General features: G+C 37.2%; 14 protein-coding genes and 2 tRNA genes. 1 reads left to right on the top strand and 15 read right to left on the bottom strand.

Going from position 1 to position 15,366, the window contains the following annotated elements; genetic code table 11:
- Positions 1–157: 157 nt before the first annotated feature.
- From J1C86_RS00080 to ychF, 12 genes are all read right to left on the bottom strand, one after another.
- Positions 158–231 (bottom strand) — tRNA-Asn (locus tag J1C86_RS00080).
- Between the two features lie 5 nt (positions 232–236).
- Positions 237–308 (bottom strand) — tRNA-Glu (locus J1C86_RS00075).
- 105 nt (positions 309–413) lie between these two features.
- Positions 414–2,393 (bottom strand): ATP-dependent zinc metalloprotease FtsH, encoded by a 1,980-nt coding sequence (gene ftsH / locus J1C86_RS00070; RefSeq protein ID WP_002894312.1) that lies wholly within the window; start codon positions 2,391–2,393, stop codon positions 414–416.
- A 17-nt stretch (positions 2,394–2,410) separates the two neighbouring features.
- Positions 2,411–2,953 carry a hypoxanthine phosphoribosyltransferase gene (gene hpt / locus J1C86_RS00065; protein ID WP_032905419.1) on the bottom strand — a complete coding sequence of 181 codons (543 nt, stop codon included), beginning with the start codon at positions 2,951–2,953 and terminating at the stop codon, positions 2,411–2,413.
- A gap of 4 nt (positions 2,954–2,957) precedes the next feature.
- Entirely contained in the window at positions 2,958–4,235 is a 1,278-nt protein-coding gene (tilS, locus tag J1C86_RS00060) for a tRNA lysidine(34) synthetase TilS (RefSeq protein WP_125408304.1), read from the bottom strand.
- Positions 4,232–5,515, bottom strand: coding sequence for a serine hydrolase (locus tag J1C86_RS00055; protein WP_125408302.1), 1,284 nt, complete (start codon positions 5,513–5,515; stop codon positions 4,232–4,234). The genes tilS and J1C86_RS00055 overlap by 4 nt, the downstream gene beginning before the upstream one ends.
- The gene (locus J1C86_RS00050; RefSeq protein ID WP_125408300.1) at positions 5,508–5,636 is read right to left on the bottom strand and encodes an SP_0009 family protein; all 129 of its coding nucleotides are present in this window, start codon (positions 5,634–5,636) and stop codon (positions 5,508–5,510) included. The genes J1C86_RS00055 and J1C86_RS00050 overlap by 8 nt, the downstream gene beginning before the upstream one ends.
- A gap of 2 nt (positions 5,637–5,638) precedes the next feature.
- Positions 5,639–6,007, bottom strand: coding sequence for a septum formation initiator family protein (locus J1C86_RS00045; protein ID WP_002899511.1), 369 nt, complete (start codon positions 6,005–6,007; stop codon positions 5,639–5,641).
- Complete coding sequence (locus J1C86_RS00040) at positions 6,000–6,266, bottom strand: RNA-binding S4 domain-containing protein (RefSeq protein WP_002894302.1); 267 nt, start codon at positions 6,264–6,266, stop codon at positions 6,000–6,002. Before J1C86_RS00040 ends, J1C86_RS00045 begins: the two co-directional genes overlap by 8 nt.
- A 90-nt stretch (positions 6,267–6,356) precedes the next feature.
- A complete protein-coding gene (gene mfd / locus J1C86_RS00035) occupies positions 6,357–9,860 on the bottom strand; it encodes a transcription-repair coupling factor (protein ID WP_125408298.1) in 3,504 nt (1,167 codons plus the stop codon).
- On the bottom strand, positions 9,853–10,422 hold the full coding sequence (pth, locus tag J1C86_RS00030) for an aminoacyl-tRNA hydrolase (RefSeq protein ID WP_125348528.1): 570 nt from the start codon (positions 10,420–10,422) through the stop codon (positions 9,853–9,855). The genes mfd and pth overlap by 8 nt, the downstream gene beginning before the upstream one ends.
- Before the next feature lie 73 nt (positions 10,423–10,495).
- Entirely contained in the window at positions 10,496–11,611 is a 1,116-nt protein-coding gene (ychF, locus tag J1C86_RS00025) for a redox-regulated ATPase YchF (RefSeq protein ID WP_125348572.1), read from the bottom strand.
- 166 nt (positions 11,612–11,777) lie between these two features.
- Between ychF and J1C86_RS00020 the strand changes: the two genes are divergently transcribed.
- Complete coding sequence (locus J1C86_RS00020) at positions 11,778–12,269, top strand: DUF1307 domain-containing protein (RefSeq protein WP_125348529.1); 492 nt, start codon at positions 11,778–11,780, stop codon at positions 12,267–12,269.
- A gap of 127 nt (positions 12,270–12,396) precedes the next feature.
- Here J1C86_RS00020 and J1C86_RS00015 read toward each other — a convergent pair whose 3' ends face one another.
- The 3 genes from J1C86_RS00015 to dnaA all read right to left on the bottom strand — a co-directional run bounded on the left by J1C86_RS00015 (position 12,397) and on the right by dnaA (position 15,366).
- Positions 12,397–12,591, bottom strand: coding sequence for a DUF951 domain-containing protein (locus J1C86_RS00015; RefSeq protein WP_002894296.1), 195 nt, complete (start codon positions 12,589–12,591; stop codon positions 12,397–12,399).
- A 127-nt stretch (positions 12,592–12,718) separates the two neighbouring features.
- The gene (dnaN, locus tag J1C86_RS00010; RefSeq protein ID WP_002908362.1) at positions 12,719–13,855 is read right to left on the bottom strand and encodes a DNA polymerase III subunit beta; all 1,137 of its coding nucleotides are present in this window, start codon (positions 13,853–13,855) and stop codon (positions 12,719–12,721) included.
- A gap of 158 nt (positions 13,856–14,013) precedes the next feature.
- Positions 14,014–15,366, bottom strand: a complete 1,353-nt coding sequence (gene dnaA / locus J1C86_RS00005) for a chromosomal replication initiator protein DnaA (protein ID WP_125408296.1) — start codon at positions 15,364–15,366, stop codon at positions 14,014–14,016.

Here is a 15,366-nt window from a genome sequence, read left to right as displayed (position 1 = left end):
GCTCTTTCTTCTAAAAAGCATCTTTCAGGAGCTCTTCTGACTCGAATAACTGTTTTTAAGTCATTTCAGGCGTATATTTAGTCATTTGGGAGGATTGTGCGAAGTATGAAAGCAAGAAAAAAATCAAATGCTTACACATTTGATTTTTTAAACCTAGCTCCGCCAGTAGGACTCGAACCTACGACATCATGATTAACAGTCATGCGCTACTACCAACTGAGCTATGGCGGATTATATAGTCCGTACGGGATTCGAACCCGTGTTACCGCCGTGAAAAGGCGGTGTCTTAACCCCTTGACCAACGGACCATTTTTTGTCCCTCTGCAGAACATATTCCATTATATCAGCTTTTCTTCCTTTGTCAATAATTATTTCAGAAAAAGAGAAAAAAGTTGGAATTTCTCCAACTTCTTCTACTCGGAACTTTTTTCTTCCATTTTCGTTTTAATTTCATCATAAGAAAGTGCATGAGCTTCTTTATCTAATTCAAGTTCAGACTCTTCTGGCATTTTGCCAGTTTCATACAATGATTTAATCTGATTGCTATCCAAAGTTTCATATTTAAGAAGCGCTTCGGCAATCAATTTATGAGTTTCACGATGGGACTGAATAATCTCTGCAGCTTTGTTACGAGCTTCATTAAGAAGTTCTCTTACTTCTTCGTCAATCTCATATGCTGTCTGTTCTGAAATTGATTTTTGAGGACTGGCTGCACCAAACATAGCATGGTTTCCTTCGTATTGAACCGGACCAAGTTTTTCGCTCATTCCATATTCTGTTACCATACTGCGGGCCATCTGAGTTGCCTGTTCAAAGTCATTAGAAGCACCCGTTGTTTGAACATTAAAGATAATCTCTTCAGCTACACGGCCACCCATAAGACCAGCTAATTGCTCTTTCATATCTTCTTTAGATAGAAGCATTTGGTCTTCTTTAGGCAAGGCAATCATATATCCACCAGCGCGTCCACGAGGTACGATAGTTACCTTATGTACGACACGCGCATTTGACAATACCAAACCAACAATAGTATGTCCAGCTTCATGATAAGCAACCATTTGACGATCACGTTCAGACACCATCTTATCTTTCTTAGAAGGTCCTGCGATTACCCGATCTTCTGCTTCATCAATATCATCTGCATCAATGACTTTCTTGTTACGACGAGCAGCAACCAAAGCAGCCTCATTCAAAACATTTTCCAAATCAGCACCAACAAAACCTGGTGTCTGCTGAGCAACTAGTTTCAAATCAACATTTTTAGCCAGTGGCTTATTCTTAGCATGAACACGGAGAATAGCTTCCCGACCTTTAACGTCAGGACGGCCGACCAACACTTTTCTGTCAAAACGGCCAGCACGCAGCAAGGCTGGATCCAATACATCCGAACGGTTAGTAGCCGCAATGATAATGATTCCTTCATTGCCTTCAAAACCATCCATTTCAATCAAGAGCTGATTAAGGGTTTGCTCCCGCTCATCGTTACCACCGCCAAGGCCAACACCACGCTGACGACCGACTGCATCGATTTCATCGATGAAGATAATGGCAGGAGCTGCTTTTTTCGCATCTTCGAACAAAGAACGAACCCGGCTTGCTCCGACCCCAACAAACATTTCTACAAAGTCGGAACCTGAGATACTGAAGAAAGGAACACCTGCTTCTCCAGCAACTGCCTTAGCAAGCAAGGTTTTACCAGTTCCTGGAGGGCCTTCTAGAAGAACACCAGCAGGAATACGAGCACCTAGTTTGGTGTAACGTTTCCGATCTTTCAAAAACTCAACAACTTCTACTAGCTCTTGTTTTTCTTCTTCGGCACCAGCTACATCTGAAAAACGAACCTTAATATCTTCTTTGTTAGCAGCACGCGCCTTATTGCGGCCGAAATTCATGGCACCGCGGGCACCACCGCCTCCACCTTGATTCATCATGGACATAAAGAAGAAGATGACAATCACAAAAGGAACGATGGAAGTAAGGATTGTAATCCACATTCCGCTTGAACTTTCACGCTTTATGCTGATTTCAGTATTATGCTCAGAGGCTAATTTTTGTAAATCAGAAATTGTAATATCTGACGGTAAAATAATACTTGTGAATTTCTCTACTTTAGAAATGTTTGGAGTGAAAAATAAAATCCCTGTATCTTCTTTTGATTCCTGAGGTGTTTTGTAAGTACCTGAAATCTCGACGACGCTGCCATTTGGCTGGTAGCTCATCTCTGTGACATTATTTTCCTTAATTTCCTTCACTAATTCTGTGTAATTGATTTGTTGACTGCGACCGCCAGTATCTCCTGAGAAGAAATACTGAAACCCTGTCACTAGGACAACAATAATCAGAATATAGAGAAATGGATTTTTTATAAAACCATTGTTTTGCTTATTTTTCATCTATTAATAGTAAACCTTTATTTTGTATAAACTTCTTCTTTCAAAATACCAATATATGGAATATTACGATAGTTCTCATTATAATCTAATCCATATCCAACAACAAATTCATTTGGAATTGTGAAACATGTATAATCTGCATCAATTTCAACAACACGGCCTTCTGGTTTATCCAAAAGTGTAGCAATTTTTACTGATGCAGCATTTCTTTCCTTAAACAAATTGCACAGATTTTTTAAAGTCTGACCAGTATCAATAATATCCTCAACAAATAGGATATCACGTCCTGTGATGTCTTGATCAATGTCCTTAATAACATTAATGACACCTGAGCTAGCAGTACCACCATGGTAGCTAGAAACCAACATAAAATCAAGCTCAATATGTGTGTCAATATGCTTGATTAACTCAGCCATAAAAGGCACGGAACCTTTTAAGATTCCAACAAAAATTGGATTCTTACCTTGGTAGTCTTTGGTTAATTGCTGACCAAGCTTTTTTGCAGCATCCACGATTTCTTCATGGGAAATCAATATTTTTTTGATATCTTGTTCTAGCATAATTTTACCCATCTATTTTCTGAATATAAAGTACAGTACTCATTATATCACTTTTTAATGCCTTACTCAAATCACTGATAGCAATATTTAAGATTGCTAAAATTTGATGATTTTGTTCCACTATTACAGATGAATTCCGTTCTTCAAAGGAAACCTTCTTATCAATAAAAAGACGACGAAGTTTCTTGTGATGATCATTCAGCAAAATACTGTCTCCCTCTTTTCGGAAGCGGAGTGTCAGCGAAGTTTCACGCGAAACAAAAATTTTCTGGATATTTTCACCACTCAAAGGAATCCCGAATGAAAATCGATAATGCCCAAACTCAATCAGATTCTCAAATTCTAACAAAATTGAATCCATTTTTAAATCGGGCTTACGACTGATTTTTTTAATTTCAAAACGCTGGTAATCTTTAACAAGCTCATAGTCTTTTTTCAAAGTGTGCTGATAATTGGCCTTAGTCCGCAGGATGTTTAAAACTTCCTCAAACTGCTGCTTGCTCAAATTCAGTCCAGGAAAGTTTTCAAGATAGTTCTGCAATAGAAAACGTTGAACCTGGGGGATTTGCTGATGAAAGACTTGGACATTTTCTATATCTAAATCTCTGGTCAAGTGAAACAAAGCGGTCTGCCAATCTTCAATTTCCTTTCCTAGATACCGCAAAGAATCCTTAAATTGTGGATTTTCTTTTTCTAGATCCGGCAGATAAAGATTGCGAATTCGATTTCTGAGATAGTCATTTTGAAAATTACTGCTATCTTCAAAATGCTGAATATCTGGAAAGTCTGACTTACGAAAAGTAAGCAAAGGACGAATCAGTTCCCCGCAAGCAAAAGACTGGACAGCTTTCATGCCGGACAGATGACGAAGTCTAGCTCCACGCAGCAGCCGCATAAAAACAGTCTCAGCTTGGTCATCTGCGTGGTGGGCAGTTACCAAAGCTGTATAGTGCCCCTCCTGCATCACTTTCCCGAAAAAATCATAACGGAACTGCCGAGCAGCATTTTCTGAAAAATTACCAGAAAAACTTGATGTAAAAATCTTTACACCAAGCTGTTCCGCAATCTTTACTAATGCCTTTTCTTCTTGATCTGACTCTGGCCGCTGTTTGTGATTGACATGAGCAATCGCAAGCTCGATAGCCAGTTCTTTTTGATAATCAACCAACAGCTGCAGCAGCGTCATAGAATCCAGTCCACCTGATACAGCAACCAAAACTTTTCGATGGTCTTGGAAATACTTTTTCTCCTGCATTTTTTTAAGAAATTCTTGCTTAATCATTTCAGGACTCCATAGACATCGTCTGCTATCTGGGAAATGTTATCATAGTTTGAATTATTAGTAAAAATGACAATGATAAAAGGAGAATCTGCATAGACAATCGCAGCATCATGCTTGAAATCATAGGCGTCGCCAATTTTATGAGCTACTTTAGCATCAATATTTTTAGAAATCCGTTGATTATCATAATTTGTCTGAGACAAGGCATCGATAATCATACCATTTTGCTCATAGATTGCTTCCAAAACATTTCCAGTCATACGTGAAGATGCTTGTCTTTCTTCCACATCCCATTTCTTTCCAGCTATTTTGTTGATAGTTTGCTGAAATTTTTTATCAGATTGATTGGTCGCATAATAACCTAAGATATTGTGGGCAACATTATCTGATTCTTTGGCCACTCGATTAATCAAATCCTGAACTGAATATTCCTTGTCATCAGCTGACTTAGCAATACTGCCACTTCCTTCTGGTTCATAAGCACCTGCAAAATCGTTGACTGCTCCAATATACTTGAACTTCTGATCTAAGGAAAGTTTTTTCTGATCCAGCTGTTCCTGCACATAGTAGAGATAAGGCAGTTTGGTCACACTGGCCGAATACATCTCTTGATCTTGATTGATACCTGCTTCTTTGCCAGTGTCCAACTGTTTGACATAGATAGAGTAGTCAGCTTTGTTATACTTACTGCTCAGAATTTCTTGAACTTTGTCCATTCGATTATCAGTCTCATCCAGAAATTCCATAGAAACCCAGCCCTGTCCTTCAATCTGGGCATAAGTTCCTTTGACTGTCTGGACAATTTGAACAATGTTTACTTTTGTATATGGAGCTAATGTTGTATTGATTTTTTTAGCTCCGTTGATATTGGCTTTATCATAGAGAATGAAGCCAGGTTTCAGCCACATTTCTTGATGGATATCTTGAATTGACTGGACAGTATCTTCGTAAATTGTATTTTTATCCGCTATCACAAATTGCCCATTTTTCAGCTTGAAAATCGGAACTTCTTCTTCATTTACATAAAATCCTGCTATTTGAATAGGCTGGTCTGGAACTAGCTTTCCAGCAGTCTTACTCAGAGTAGAATCTGTAAATGTAGGAATTTCTTCATAAACATTAGGATTTGTCGGGATGCTATCATAATAGCGTCCATACGTAGTGCTTGTAAAACGATATTTTTCTTCCTCGTCTAACACGAAATCTTTTTCGGTACTAATAACTGTGATACTGCTAAATAAAGCTGGCAACAAAAATATCAGTAACAAAAACTTACGCATGTTTTCCCCTTCCCTCTTGATTTTCTTGAAGTTTCAAAGCTTGATTTTTTTCAGCCAGTTCTTCTAATTTCTCATCTGAAAAGGCCAAGAACTGCTCAATTGTTTTTAATAAATCTTCCATAACTACTGTGGTAATAAATCAGGGATAGTATAAATGTACTCGCCCTCTTTTGAAAAAGAGTATTTAGCGCGTGCATACTTAGCAGCATAGCTGTCATCTTTTAACTTTGTTGCTATATCAGATTGATAGACCTTTTCTTCGCTGAGTGTCTGATATTTCTCCTGGAGTTTAGAATACTGTTCACGACGCTGCAGCAAGGTTTGATAACTCTGGTACAAATTATAGGTAGGTAAAATAAATAAGAGGATCACCAAAATCAGAACCCAGCCCATAAAACGGTTGCGTTTTCGCCGTTCCTGATCCACATATCTGCGGCGTTGATTTTCATCTTGAATAAAACGATTATTGAGTTGGACGATATTTTTAGGCATCTTCTTCTATCCTTGTTTCACTGACTATTTCGTACATTTTAGCTGCATCTTCTTTTTTGGTACTATCTTTCATCTCCAGAACCTTTACAGTCAAGAGTTTATTACCAAAGCGTACTTCAACCAAGTCATCCACTTTCAAATCTGTTGAGCTCTTAGCCAAGATACCGTTCACTTTTATCCGGCCCTTGTCAGCTACTTCTTTAGCCACTGGACGTCGCTTGATAATCCGTGACACTTTCAAATATTTATCTAATCTCATCCTATTACCTCATTTTCTCTTAATTTATTATTCTACCATTTTTTGAGAAAAATAGAGCTTAAAAAGCCAAACTTCACTGAATTGTAACCTTTATTCTGCCTTGCGGTGTTTAATTTCCAGCATCTTTTCTCCAAAATTAACTAGACCTTCTAAAATCTCATAATCTTTTTTGTTCTTCACATCAAAAATCACTTCAATCAAGCCATTTTTTTCACCAATTCGAGCCTTTAAATTCGTCATCGAAAGTGCTTCAAAATAGTCCTGCGTTAGATAAAGCTGCTGCGAAATTTTCTCAAAATGAATACTTACTGCATTCTGCTGGCGTTCCACTGACTTTACAAATGCCTGATCTAAATAAGACTTAGCAAGTCCAATCTCCAACAGATAGGCTACAACATCAGGATACTCCCCAAAGCGATCAATCAATTCATTTTGCAGATTTTCATAGTTTACACGGCTGTCAATCTCACGAATTCTCTTGTAAATTTCAATTTTCTGTCTTTCATCAGAAATATAGTCACTAGGCAGATAGGCATCAATCTGCAGATTAATCTCTGCATTGCTCTTTTGACGCTTGTTTTCTCTACCCTGCTTTTTAGCAATGGCTTCTTCTAGAAGCTGTGAATACATTTCAAAACCAACAGAATCAATAAAGCCAGATTGCATACTTCCTAAAATATTGCCAGCCCCTCGAATAGACAAATCTCGCATGGCAATCTTAAATCCAGAACCTAACTCTGTAAATCCCTTAATAGCCTCTAGACGCTTTTCAGAAACTTCTGTTAGGATCTTATCTGGTCTGTACATCAGATAAGCGTAGGCAATCCGATTACTGCGGCCAACCCGTCCACGAAGTTGATACAAAGTTGACAGCCCCATATGGTCAGCATTTTCTACAAACAAAGTATTGGCATTTGGGATATCAACTCCAGTTTCAATAATGGTTGTGGTCACCAAAATATCGTATTCTCCATTGATGAAATCCAGTAAAGTATTTTCTAAACGAATCTCACTCATTTGACCATGAACATAGCCTATAGAAGCTTCTGGGATTAACTCTCTTAATTCCGAAACTTTCTTTTCAATTGTGTCAACCTTGTTGTAAAGATAGTAAACCTGTCCACCTCGGTCTATTTCACGTAAGACAGCTTCTCGAATTACTGTAGGATTGCTTTCTAAAACATAGGTCTGAACAGGATAGCGATTGGTAGGCGGGGTCTCAATGACTGACAAATCGCGTATCCCCAGCATAGACATATGAAGAGTTCGAGGAATAGGAGTTGCTGTCAAAGTTAAGACATCAACTTTCTTTTTCAATTCTTTTAATGTTTCCTTATGTTTAACTCCAAAACGCTGCTCCTCATCAATGATGATTAAACCTAAATCCGCAAATTCTACATCTTTTGATAAGAGTCGGTGGGTTCCGATGATAATATCAACTTGTCCCTTCTGCAGCTTCTCCAGAGTCTGTTTTTGTTCTGCTTTACTCCTGAAACGGCTGAGTACCTCGACATTAACCGCAAAATCATTAAAGCGTTCTTTAAAGTTAGTATAGTGCTGCTGGGCTAAAACCGTTGTTGGTACTAATACAGCCACCTGTTTATGATCGTTGACAGCCTTAAAAGCAGCCCGCATAGCTACTTCTGTTTTTCCAAAGCCGACATCACCAACTAAGAGCCGGTCCATTGGACGACTGCTTTCCATATCCTTCTTCACTTCCTGAATACTTCTTAGCTGGTCCTCTGTTTCAACATAGGGAAAATCATTGTCAAATTCCTCTTGATTAGAATCATCCGTTGAGAAAGCAAAACCTTTTAGCTGGCTGCGTTCAGCATATAGTTTAATCAAATCATCCGCAATATCCTGAACCTGATGCTGAACTTTTTGCTTACTCTTCTGGAAGCGACCGTCATTTAGCTTATTTACCTTAGGTGTTTTTCCATCGCTGGCAACATACTTTGATAGGAGATCAATCTGGTCAACTGGAATCGAAATACGATCAGAATTTTGATATTGAATTGTCAGATAGTCACGGTGGACGCCAGAGATTTCAATCGTTTCTATCCCCAGATAACGTCCTATCCCATGAATATTATGGACAACATAATCCCCTTTTTCTAGCTCATTATAATCTTTCAGTCGTTCAGCATTTGAGATATTCTGACGCCGGATTTTTCGTTTTATTTTTTTATGAATAATTTCGTACTCTGTAATAAGAACAATTTTCTCATCTACGAAATTAAAGCCTTGAACAAGATTTCCTTCTATAAGCTGAACTGCATTTTTGTGAATCTCAGCCTCTTTTATATAGTCTAAATGAATATCATATTCCTGTAAATTTTTATGTAAACTTTGTAAACCTGCTGAAGAATTCGCTTGTAAGATTATTGTATAGCCAGATTTTTTATAACGATTAATTTCTTCCTTGAGCAAAGGAAACTGACTGAAAAATTCTTGCATTGGGTACTGATTGAATTGATACAAAGCATCAAATTTCAGATTTCCCAAACCTTTTTGAAAGCTTGAAAAGAAGGTTGCTGGTTTATATTGACGATAATCTTGATACTTATCTGCAAAATATTTCTGACTTGATAAAGCTTTACAATTTTGTAAATCATCTGTCAACAAGCTAGCTGTTTCCAGTTCAAATTGAGCATGTCGATCCACAATTTTTTGAAAATCATCAAAAAACACAGGACTATGAACAGGCAAGTAGTCTAAAATAGTCCATTCTTTCTGATAAAAATAAGAAAGGAATTTACGAATATCTGCATGATGAAACTCCTGTTTGGAACTGATTAGTAATTCTTCTAAGTAAGATTTCAAAGCAGGATCAACAGCTTTTTCTAAAATAGCTTCCAGATTTTCCCGTCCTCGAGCATAATCTTTCTCAGAAAGCAGGATATCAGAAGCAGGTTTAATCAAAATACTTTCTATGTTATCAATTGAAGTTTGATTTTCTGGATTGAAAATCCGAATACCATCAATTTCATCGCCAAAAAACTCCAGACGATAAGGTGCCTCTGCTGAGCGCTCAAAAATGTCTAAGATGTCTCCTCTTAGACTATATTCTCCCTGACTTAAAACTTGAGACACCTTCTTGTATCCTGTTCTTGACAGGATCTTGACAAGATTGTTTAGGTCATATTCTTGTCCAACTGTCAAATTTATGTTGATCTTTTTAAAATCAATGGGATTAGGCAAGAGTAATTTGCTAGCCGCTACATTAGTAACTAGAATTCCAGACTTTTGATTATCTATTAAAAAGTTTAGAGCATCTAATCTCGAAAATATTTTCTCCTGTGAGGCAAAGACAAATTCTGCTATAGGAGTATCATCTGCTAAGAAAGTATAGACCTTGTCTTCTCCCAACAAAGAAATCAAATCGCTAGCCAAACGATCTGCTTCATTTTGACTAGAAGTCAGCACAAGGATTTTCTCTGCTTCTTCTAATCCAGCCGCTATAGTAATTGCTTTTGTTGATGCAGACAATCCCATTATCAACTGTCTGCTGTTTTTATGGAGATTTTTCTTCCAATCTGAAATTTGCTGGTTTTGACAAAATAAGTCAATCAGGTTCATTTTATTATCCATTGTATTTCTGCATAGTTTGTTCAAAATTGCCTGACTGTAAATAATAATTTACAGCATTGTCAACCTTATCAAGAGTCTTCAGAATTGTTATATAATCATCTGTATCAAATTTTCCTAGAACATGGTGAACCACTGTCATGCCTTCTTTAGGACGGCCAATCCCTATCTTTATCCGTTTAAATTCTTGACTTCCAATGTGTTTGATAATAGATTTAATACCGTTATGGCCACCAGCTGAACCCTTGCTGCGCAAACGAATCTTACCAACTTCCATATCCAAATCATCATAGATGACCAATAAATCCTCTATATCTAAACCATAGTATGCTAGTAAAGCTTGAACGGCCTTTCCGCTCTCATTCATAAATGTAGTTGGTTTGACAAAATAAACTTTTTCACCATTTAGAAAAGTAGAGGCGATATCTGCTTGAAAGATTTTATCAGCTGTAAACTTTAAATCAAGATCTTTACAAATCTTGTCAACTAGCATAAAACCAATATTATGCTTGGTTTCGATATATTTTTCTCCTGGATTTCCCAGACCGACTATTAACTTTACCATTTTTCTCCTTTATAAAAGCCAAAAGGGCTGGAAAAAATTTTCCAACCTAGAATTTTTAAACTTTACAAATACTTTACACATTAAATCTAAATTCCATAATATCGCCATCTTGAACGATATATTCTTTTCCTTCTTCGCGCAAACGTCCAGCTTCTTTAACTGCTTTTTCGCTACCATAGTGCACTAGGTCATCATAAGACATAGTGACTGCTCGAATAAAGCCTTTTTCAAAGTCTGAGTGAATAATGCCAGCTGCTTGCGGAGCTTTCATTCCACGCTTAAAGGTCCAAGCACGCACTTCCTTTTCACCAGCTGTAAAGTAGGTTCCAAGTCCCAACAGATGATAAGCTGCTCTGGTCAGTTTATCCACACCTGATTCTGTCAAGCCGATAGCTTCCAGAAATTCTGACTTATCTTCATCGTCCAATTCAGAAATTTCTTCCTCTGCACGCGCTGAAATGACAACAACTTCAGCTTTTTCTGTAGCTGCAAATTCACGAATCTGTTTCACATAGTCAATATTATCTGGATCAGCTACCTCATCTTCACTGACATTGGCCACATAGAGAACTGGCTTAGTCGTTAAGAGAAAGAGCCCTTTGACAATTTTTTGTTCTTCTTCTGTGAATTCAATTGTGCGAGCTGACAGACCATCTTCCAGGACAGGCTTAATTTTCTGTAAAACATTAAATTCTGCCACTGAATCCTTATCTTTTTGGGTCCGAGCCATCTTCTCTACACGCGCATAGCGTTTGTTAATACTTTCTAGGTCTGCTAAAATCAATTCTAGATTAATGGTCTCAATATCAGCCATTGGATCTACAAATTCAGACTCACGACCTTGTTCCCGCATGACATTTTCATCATCAAAGGCACGTACTACATGGACGATAGCATCTACTTCGCGGATATTGGCTAAGAATTTATTCCCTAGTCCTTCTCCTTTTGAAGCACCTTTCACAATTCCAGCAATATCAGTAAATTCGAATGTTGTTGGAACTTTCTTCTGTGGTTTGATGAGTTCTGTTAATTTATCCAAACGAGCATCCGGAACTTCTACCCGCCCGACATTTGGATCAATTGTCGCAAAAGGGTAATTAGCTGCTTCTGCACCTGCTTTTGTAATTGCATTAAATAAAGTTGACTTACCAACATTGGGTAAACCAACGATTCCTGCTGTCAAAGCCATTCTTATCTTCTCCATTCATCTTTTCAATCCAAACCATTATACCATAAATCCTTATCCTAAACAGCGGATTTAAGTTATTTTTTCTAGCTTTCTTTACAAAAATGTAAAATAAATTGAAGAAAAAAATGGTATAATATAGCTAATATTCTTATTAAAGGAGTCTCTAATGAAAAAGAATACTTTCAAAACACTTTTTCTTTCCTTCCTTACGGTTTCCGCTTTGTTTGTTTTAGCTGCCTGCAGCAGTCCTAAAAAAGCTTATTTCCAGCTGATTGACCAAAATACTAAGCAAGATAGCCGCATCACTGTTGAATATAAAGGTGATGAGCTTCTTATAAACGAAACAAACAACACCTTCTACTATAAACCAGTTGGCTTGACAAAAGACACTGCTAAAGAGCAGACAGAAGCCTATGCTAAATCTATTGAGGGTATCAAAGGATTAACTCATAAAATTGAGTACAAAGATGATTATTTAACTGAAAAACTGACAATTGATTTTAGTAAAGCTGATATTGAAGAACTACAAAGTAAGCAGCTTCTTCAAACATCTGGTAATCAAAAAGCAGATTATATCAGCTATAAAGAAACTGCTAAATTACTCGAAAAAGCAGGTTATAAAGAAGTTAAAGACGGTAAATTTGAAGATCTTAAATAAAAGCAAAAGGGATAGGACTAAAAAAGTCCTATCCCTTTTTGATTGAAAAATAAGAAAATCAAATCTAAATCTGCCGTTCAGCAATGCAAATTAGTTTTCCACAATTGTATTTACGATGATTTTTAGTTCAATCAATTATTTTCTTCATTTTTCTTTCAAAATCGTGACGACTCATCATCACAAGATGTTCACAATTGGTGCAACGAATTTTGATATCTGCACCAACCCTTGTGATTTCCCAGCGATTCGCCTTTTTCCCAGTCGCTTTAATAGTGCAGGCATGCGGCTTTTTCATTTCTACAAAATGACCAATTTCATACATTTTCTTTCTCCTTTCAAGGAACTAGCATAGTTCAGGAAGAAAACTTAAGCATCTATCATACTTTGTAAATGAAAAGAGCTTAGAACCAAGAATTAAAAATCTTTAACTTGGCCCACTGCTTTTCATCTTAATTAGTTCTGACAGGTGTAATTAGCTGAATAAAGTTTTCTGTGTCTTCACTCGGTACCAAGGTGAAAGGACGAACGGATGAGATAAAACTAATCGTTACTTTTTCACTGTCAATGGCCTTCAAAGCATCGATCAGATAAGTTGGATTAAAGCTAATGGTCAAATCTTCGCCAGTTACACTTTCTGTATCAATTTCTTCGTTAACACGGCCAACCTCTGGTGAATTTACATGGGCACTGACAATACCGCCTGCAATCTCCAGTTTAACTGTTCCATTCTGTGTAGCATTAGACAAGAGACGAGCGCGTTCCATAGCTGCACGTAAATCAGAAGTATTAAAAGTAAGGACACTCGTAAATTCAGTTGGAATCAAACGATCTGTATCTGGATAATTTCCTTCTAAGAGGCGGGTGTAGAAGCTGATATTTTCGCTTCTGAAAAGAATTTGATTGTTAGCAAAGAAAACCTCTACCGTTTCAATTTCATCGGTAAAAACAGCCGTAAATTCACGTAAAGAGCGACTTGGAATGACTACGTCAAAATTATCTCCGTTTTTCTCTAGAGTAATTTTCTTTTGACTCATTCTGTGGGAGTCTGTCGCAACTGTTTTCAAAGAACGGTTATCTGTCAAAACAAAGTGAACACCAGTTAAAATTGGACGGCTTTCCTGAACACTGGCTGCAAAGGCTGTTTCGTTAATGACATCTTTGAGAATTTTTGTTTCAAGAACCAAGGGATTGCTGGCAGAAATTTCCTGGATTCGTGGATACTGGTCAGCGTCTTTTCCTTTCAGGGTAATCTCTGATTTGCCGCTAGTCAAGACGATTTGTTTTTGTTCAATTTCTTTAAAATCCAAAATAATATCTGGCAGGCTAGAAACAACATTAATAAAGAAAGTCGCTTCTAATAAAATTGAGCCTGTTGAGTTGACAAGCAAGCCTGCATTTTCATTTTGAGTAGAAATAAAGTTTTCAATTGACACTTGACCATTTGAACCGATTAAGGTGATTCCTTCTTTGGTAACATCGATTTTCACAGTAGAAAGAATAGGAATTGCATTTTTATGACTGATAGCCCTTTTAGTGGTATTTAAAGCTTGTAAGAAGAGATTTTTATTAATAGAAAAATGAATCATGGGATCTCCTTTTTATTTATTTATGATTATAAGATTAATAGTAATAGTAGTTTGTGTGAATTATGTGGAAAAATAGCTTCGTCCTTATTCTAACAAGTTTTGAGACTTGTTCACAAAGTGTGGATAAGTTTTGAAAAAATTCTGTAGTTTTCCACACGCTATTTTATTTTATTCTTGATGCTTTCAATTTCTAAACGCAAATTGTCGTCTGATTCAATCATGGTTTTGATTTTTCCATGTGCATGGATAACAGTCGTATGATCTTTCCCGCCAAATTCACGACCAATTTTAGGCAGACTGTTGTCAGTCAGCTCACGAGTCAGATACATAGCTACCTGCCTAGCTAAAACGATATTTTGTACTCGGCGGCTACCTTTCATCTCTTTGACACTAACACCATAGAATTTCCCAACTTCAGACTGAATCTTATCAATCGGGATAACTGTTACCTGGCTTGAATCCTGCTTGCGTGCTCGAATAGCCTCTGCTGCGATATCAATAGTGATTTCTTTTAGATGTCGAACTCTAGCGATGAGACTGATATCATTCAAAGCGCCTTCCAAGTCGCGGACATTGGAGTCGAATTGTCCTGCAAGATATTCTAAGGTATCATTCGGGAAAATATAATCTAAGTCTTCAATTTTGTTTCGCAGAATTGCAATGCGTGTTTCAAAATCTGGCGGTGTAATATTCTGAGTTAATCCCCATTTGAAACGTGTTACCAAGCGTTCTTCCAAATTGTCCAGATGATCAGGACTGCGGTCGCTGGTTAAAACAATCTGTTTATTTTCACCATGAAGAGCATTGAAAGTGTTGAAAAATTCTTCCTGAGTTGAAACTTTTTTTCCTCCCAAAGATTGAATGTCATCAATCAGCAGAAGATCCAGACTACGATAGATTTTTTTAAAGCTATCCATCTCTCCCAATCTTAAATGTTCAAGGAAGTCGTTAATAAAGGTTTCAGCCGGTATATACTTGACACGCGCATCTGGAATATTTTCTAAAATTTGATTGCCAATAGCATTTAATAAATGAGTTTTGCCTAGGCCAGGTCCTCCATAGATAAAAAGAGGATTATAGGTTGTGGCTAGATTCTCAGACACCGCCAAGGCAGCAGCTTTAGCCCAGATATTTCCGTCTCCCTGAACAAAATTGTCAAAGGTATATTTTGACTTTAATCCAGTATCAATAGGTGGCAAGCTTGGCTGAACAGTGCTGATTTGAGGACTGGTTACTGCAGATTTCGGAGTTTCAGTGTTAGTTTCTTCTTCAAAAATATACTTTCCCGCAATCTGATCATTAAAAATCTCAAATCCTGCAGTAAGAATAACTCCTACTAAGTTTTGTTCCCAAAATAGTTGTTTCACTGGACTATCTAGGAAAATAATAGCTTGTTTTTCTTCAACTTTAACAAGCTTGGCTTCAGCAACAAAGAAATCATAAGTTGTCTGTTTTAGCTGAGCATGAGCCAATTCTAAAATACGATTCCAAAAGTCCTGTTCTTTGGTCAT

It is taken from the genome of Streptococcus sanguinis, assembly GCF_050220005.1.
Lineage (GTDB): Bacteria > Bacillota > Bacilli > Lactobacillales > Streptococcaceae > Streptococcus > Streptococcus sanguinis_Z.
This window is presented reverse-complemented; position numbering and strand designations above follow the sequence as displayed.

Bases quoted from the DNA above. Each gene is read 5' to 3' on its own strand.
- ftsH (WP_002894312.1), bottom strand. From the start codon at position 2,393: ATGAAAAATAAGCAAAACAATGGTTTTATAAAAAATCCATTTCTCTAT.
- hpt (WP_032905419.1), bottom strand. From the start codon at position 2,953: ATGCTAGAACAAGATATCAAAAAAATATTGATTTCCCATGAAGAAATC.
- tilS (WP_125408304.1), bottom strand. From the start codon at position 4,235: ATGATTAAGCAAGAATTTCTTAAAAAAATGCAGGAGAAAAAGTATTTC.
- J1C86_RS00055 (WP_125408302.1), bottom strand. From the start codon at position 5,515: ATGCGTAAGTTTTTGTTACTGATATTTTTGTTGCCAGCTTTATTTAGC.
- J1C86_RS00050 (WP_125408300.1), bottom strand. From the start codon at position 5,636: ATGGAAGATTTATTAAAAACAATTGAGCAGTTCTTGGCCTTTTCAGAT.
- J1C86_RS00045 (WP_002899511.1), bottom strand. From the start codon at position 6,007: ATGCCTAAAAATATCGTCCAACTCAATAATCGTTTTATTCAAGATGAA.
- J1C86_RS00040 (WP_002894302.1), bottom strand. From the start codon at position 6,266: ATGAGATTAGATAAATATTTGAAAGTGTCACGGATTATCAAGCGACGT.
- mfd (WP_125408298.1), bottom strand. From the start codon at position 9,860: ATGGATAATAAAATGAACCTGATTGACTTATTTTGTCAAAACCAGCAA.
- pth (WP_125348528.1), bottom strand. From the start codon at position 10,422: ATGGTAAAGTTAATAGTCGGTCTGGGAAATCCAGGAGAAAAATATATC.
- ychF (WP_125348572.1), bottom strand. From the start codon at position 11,611: ATGGCTTTGACAGCAGGAATCGTTGGTTTACCCAATGTTGGTAAGTCA.
- J1C86_RS00020 (WP_125348529.1), top strand. From the start codon at position 11,778: ATGAAAAAGAATACTTTCAAAACACTTTTTCTTTCCTTCCTTACGGTT.
- J1C86_RS00015 (WP_002894296.1), bottom strand. From the start codon at position 12,591: ATGTATGAAATTGGTCATTTTGTAGAAATGAAAAAGCCGCATGCCTGC.
- dnaN (WP_002908362.1), bottom strand. From the start codon at position 13,855: ATGATTCATTTTTCTATTAATAAAAATCTCTTCTTACAAGCTTTAAAT.
- dnaA (WP_125408296.1), bottom strand. From the start codon at position 15,366: ATGACCAAAGAACAGGACTTTTGGAATCGTATTTTAGAATTGGCTCAT.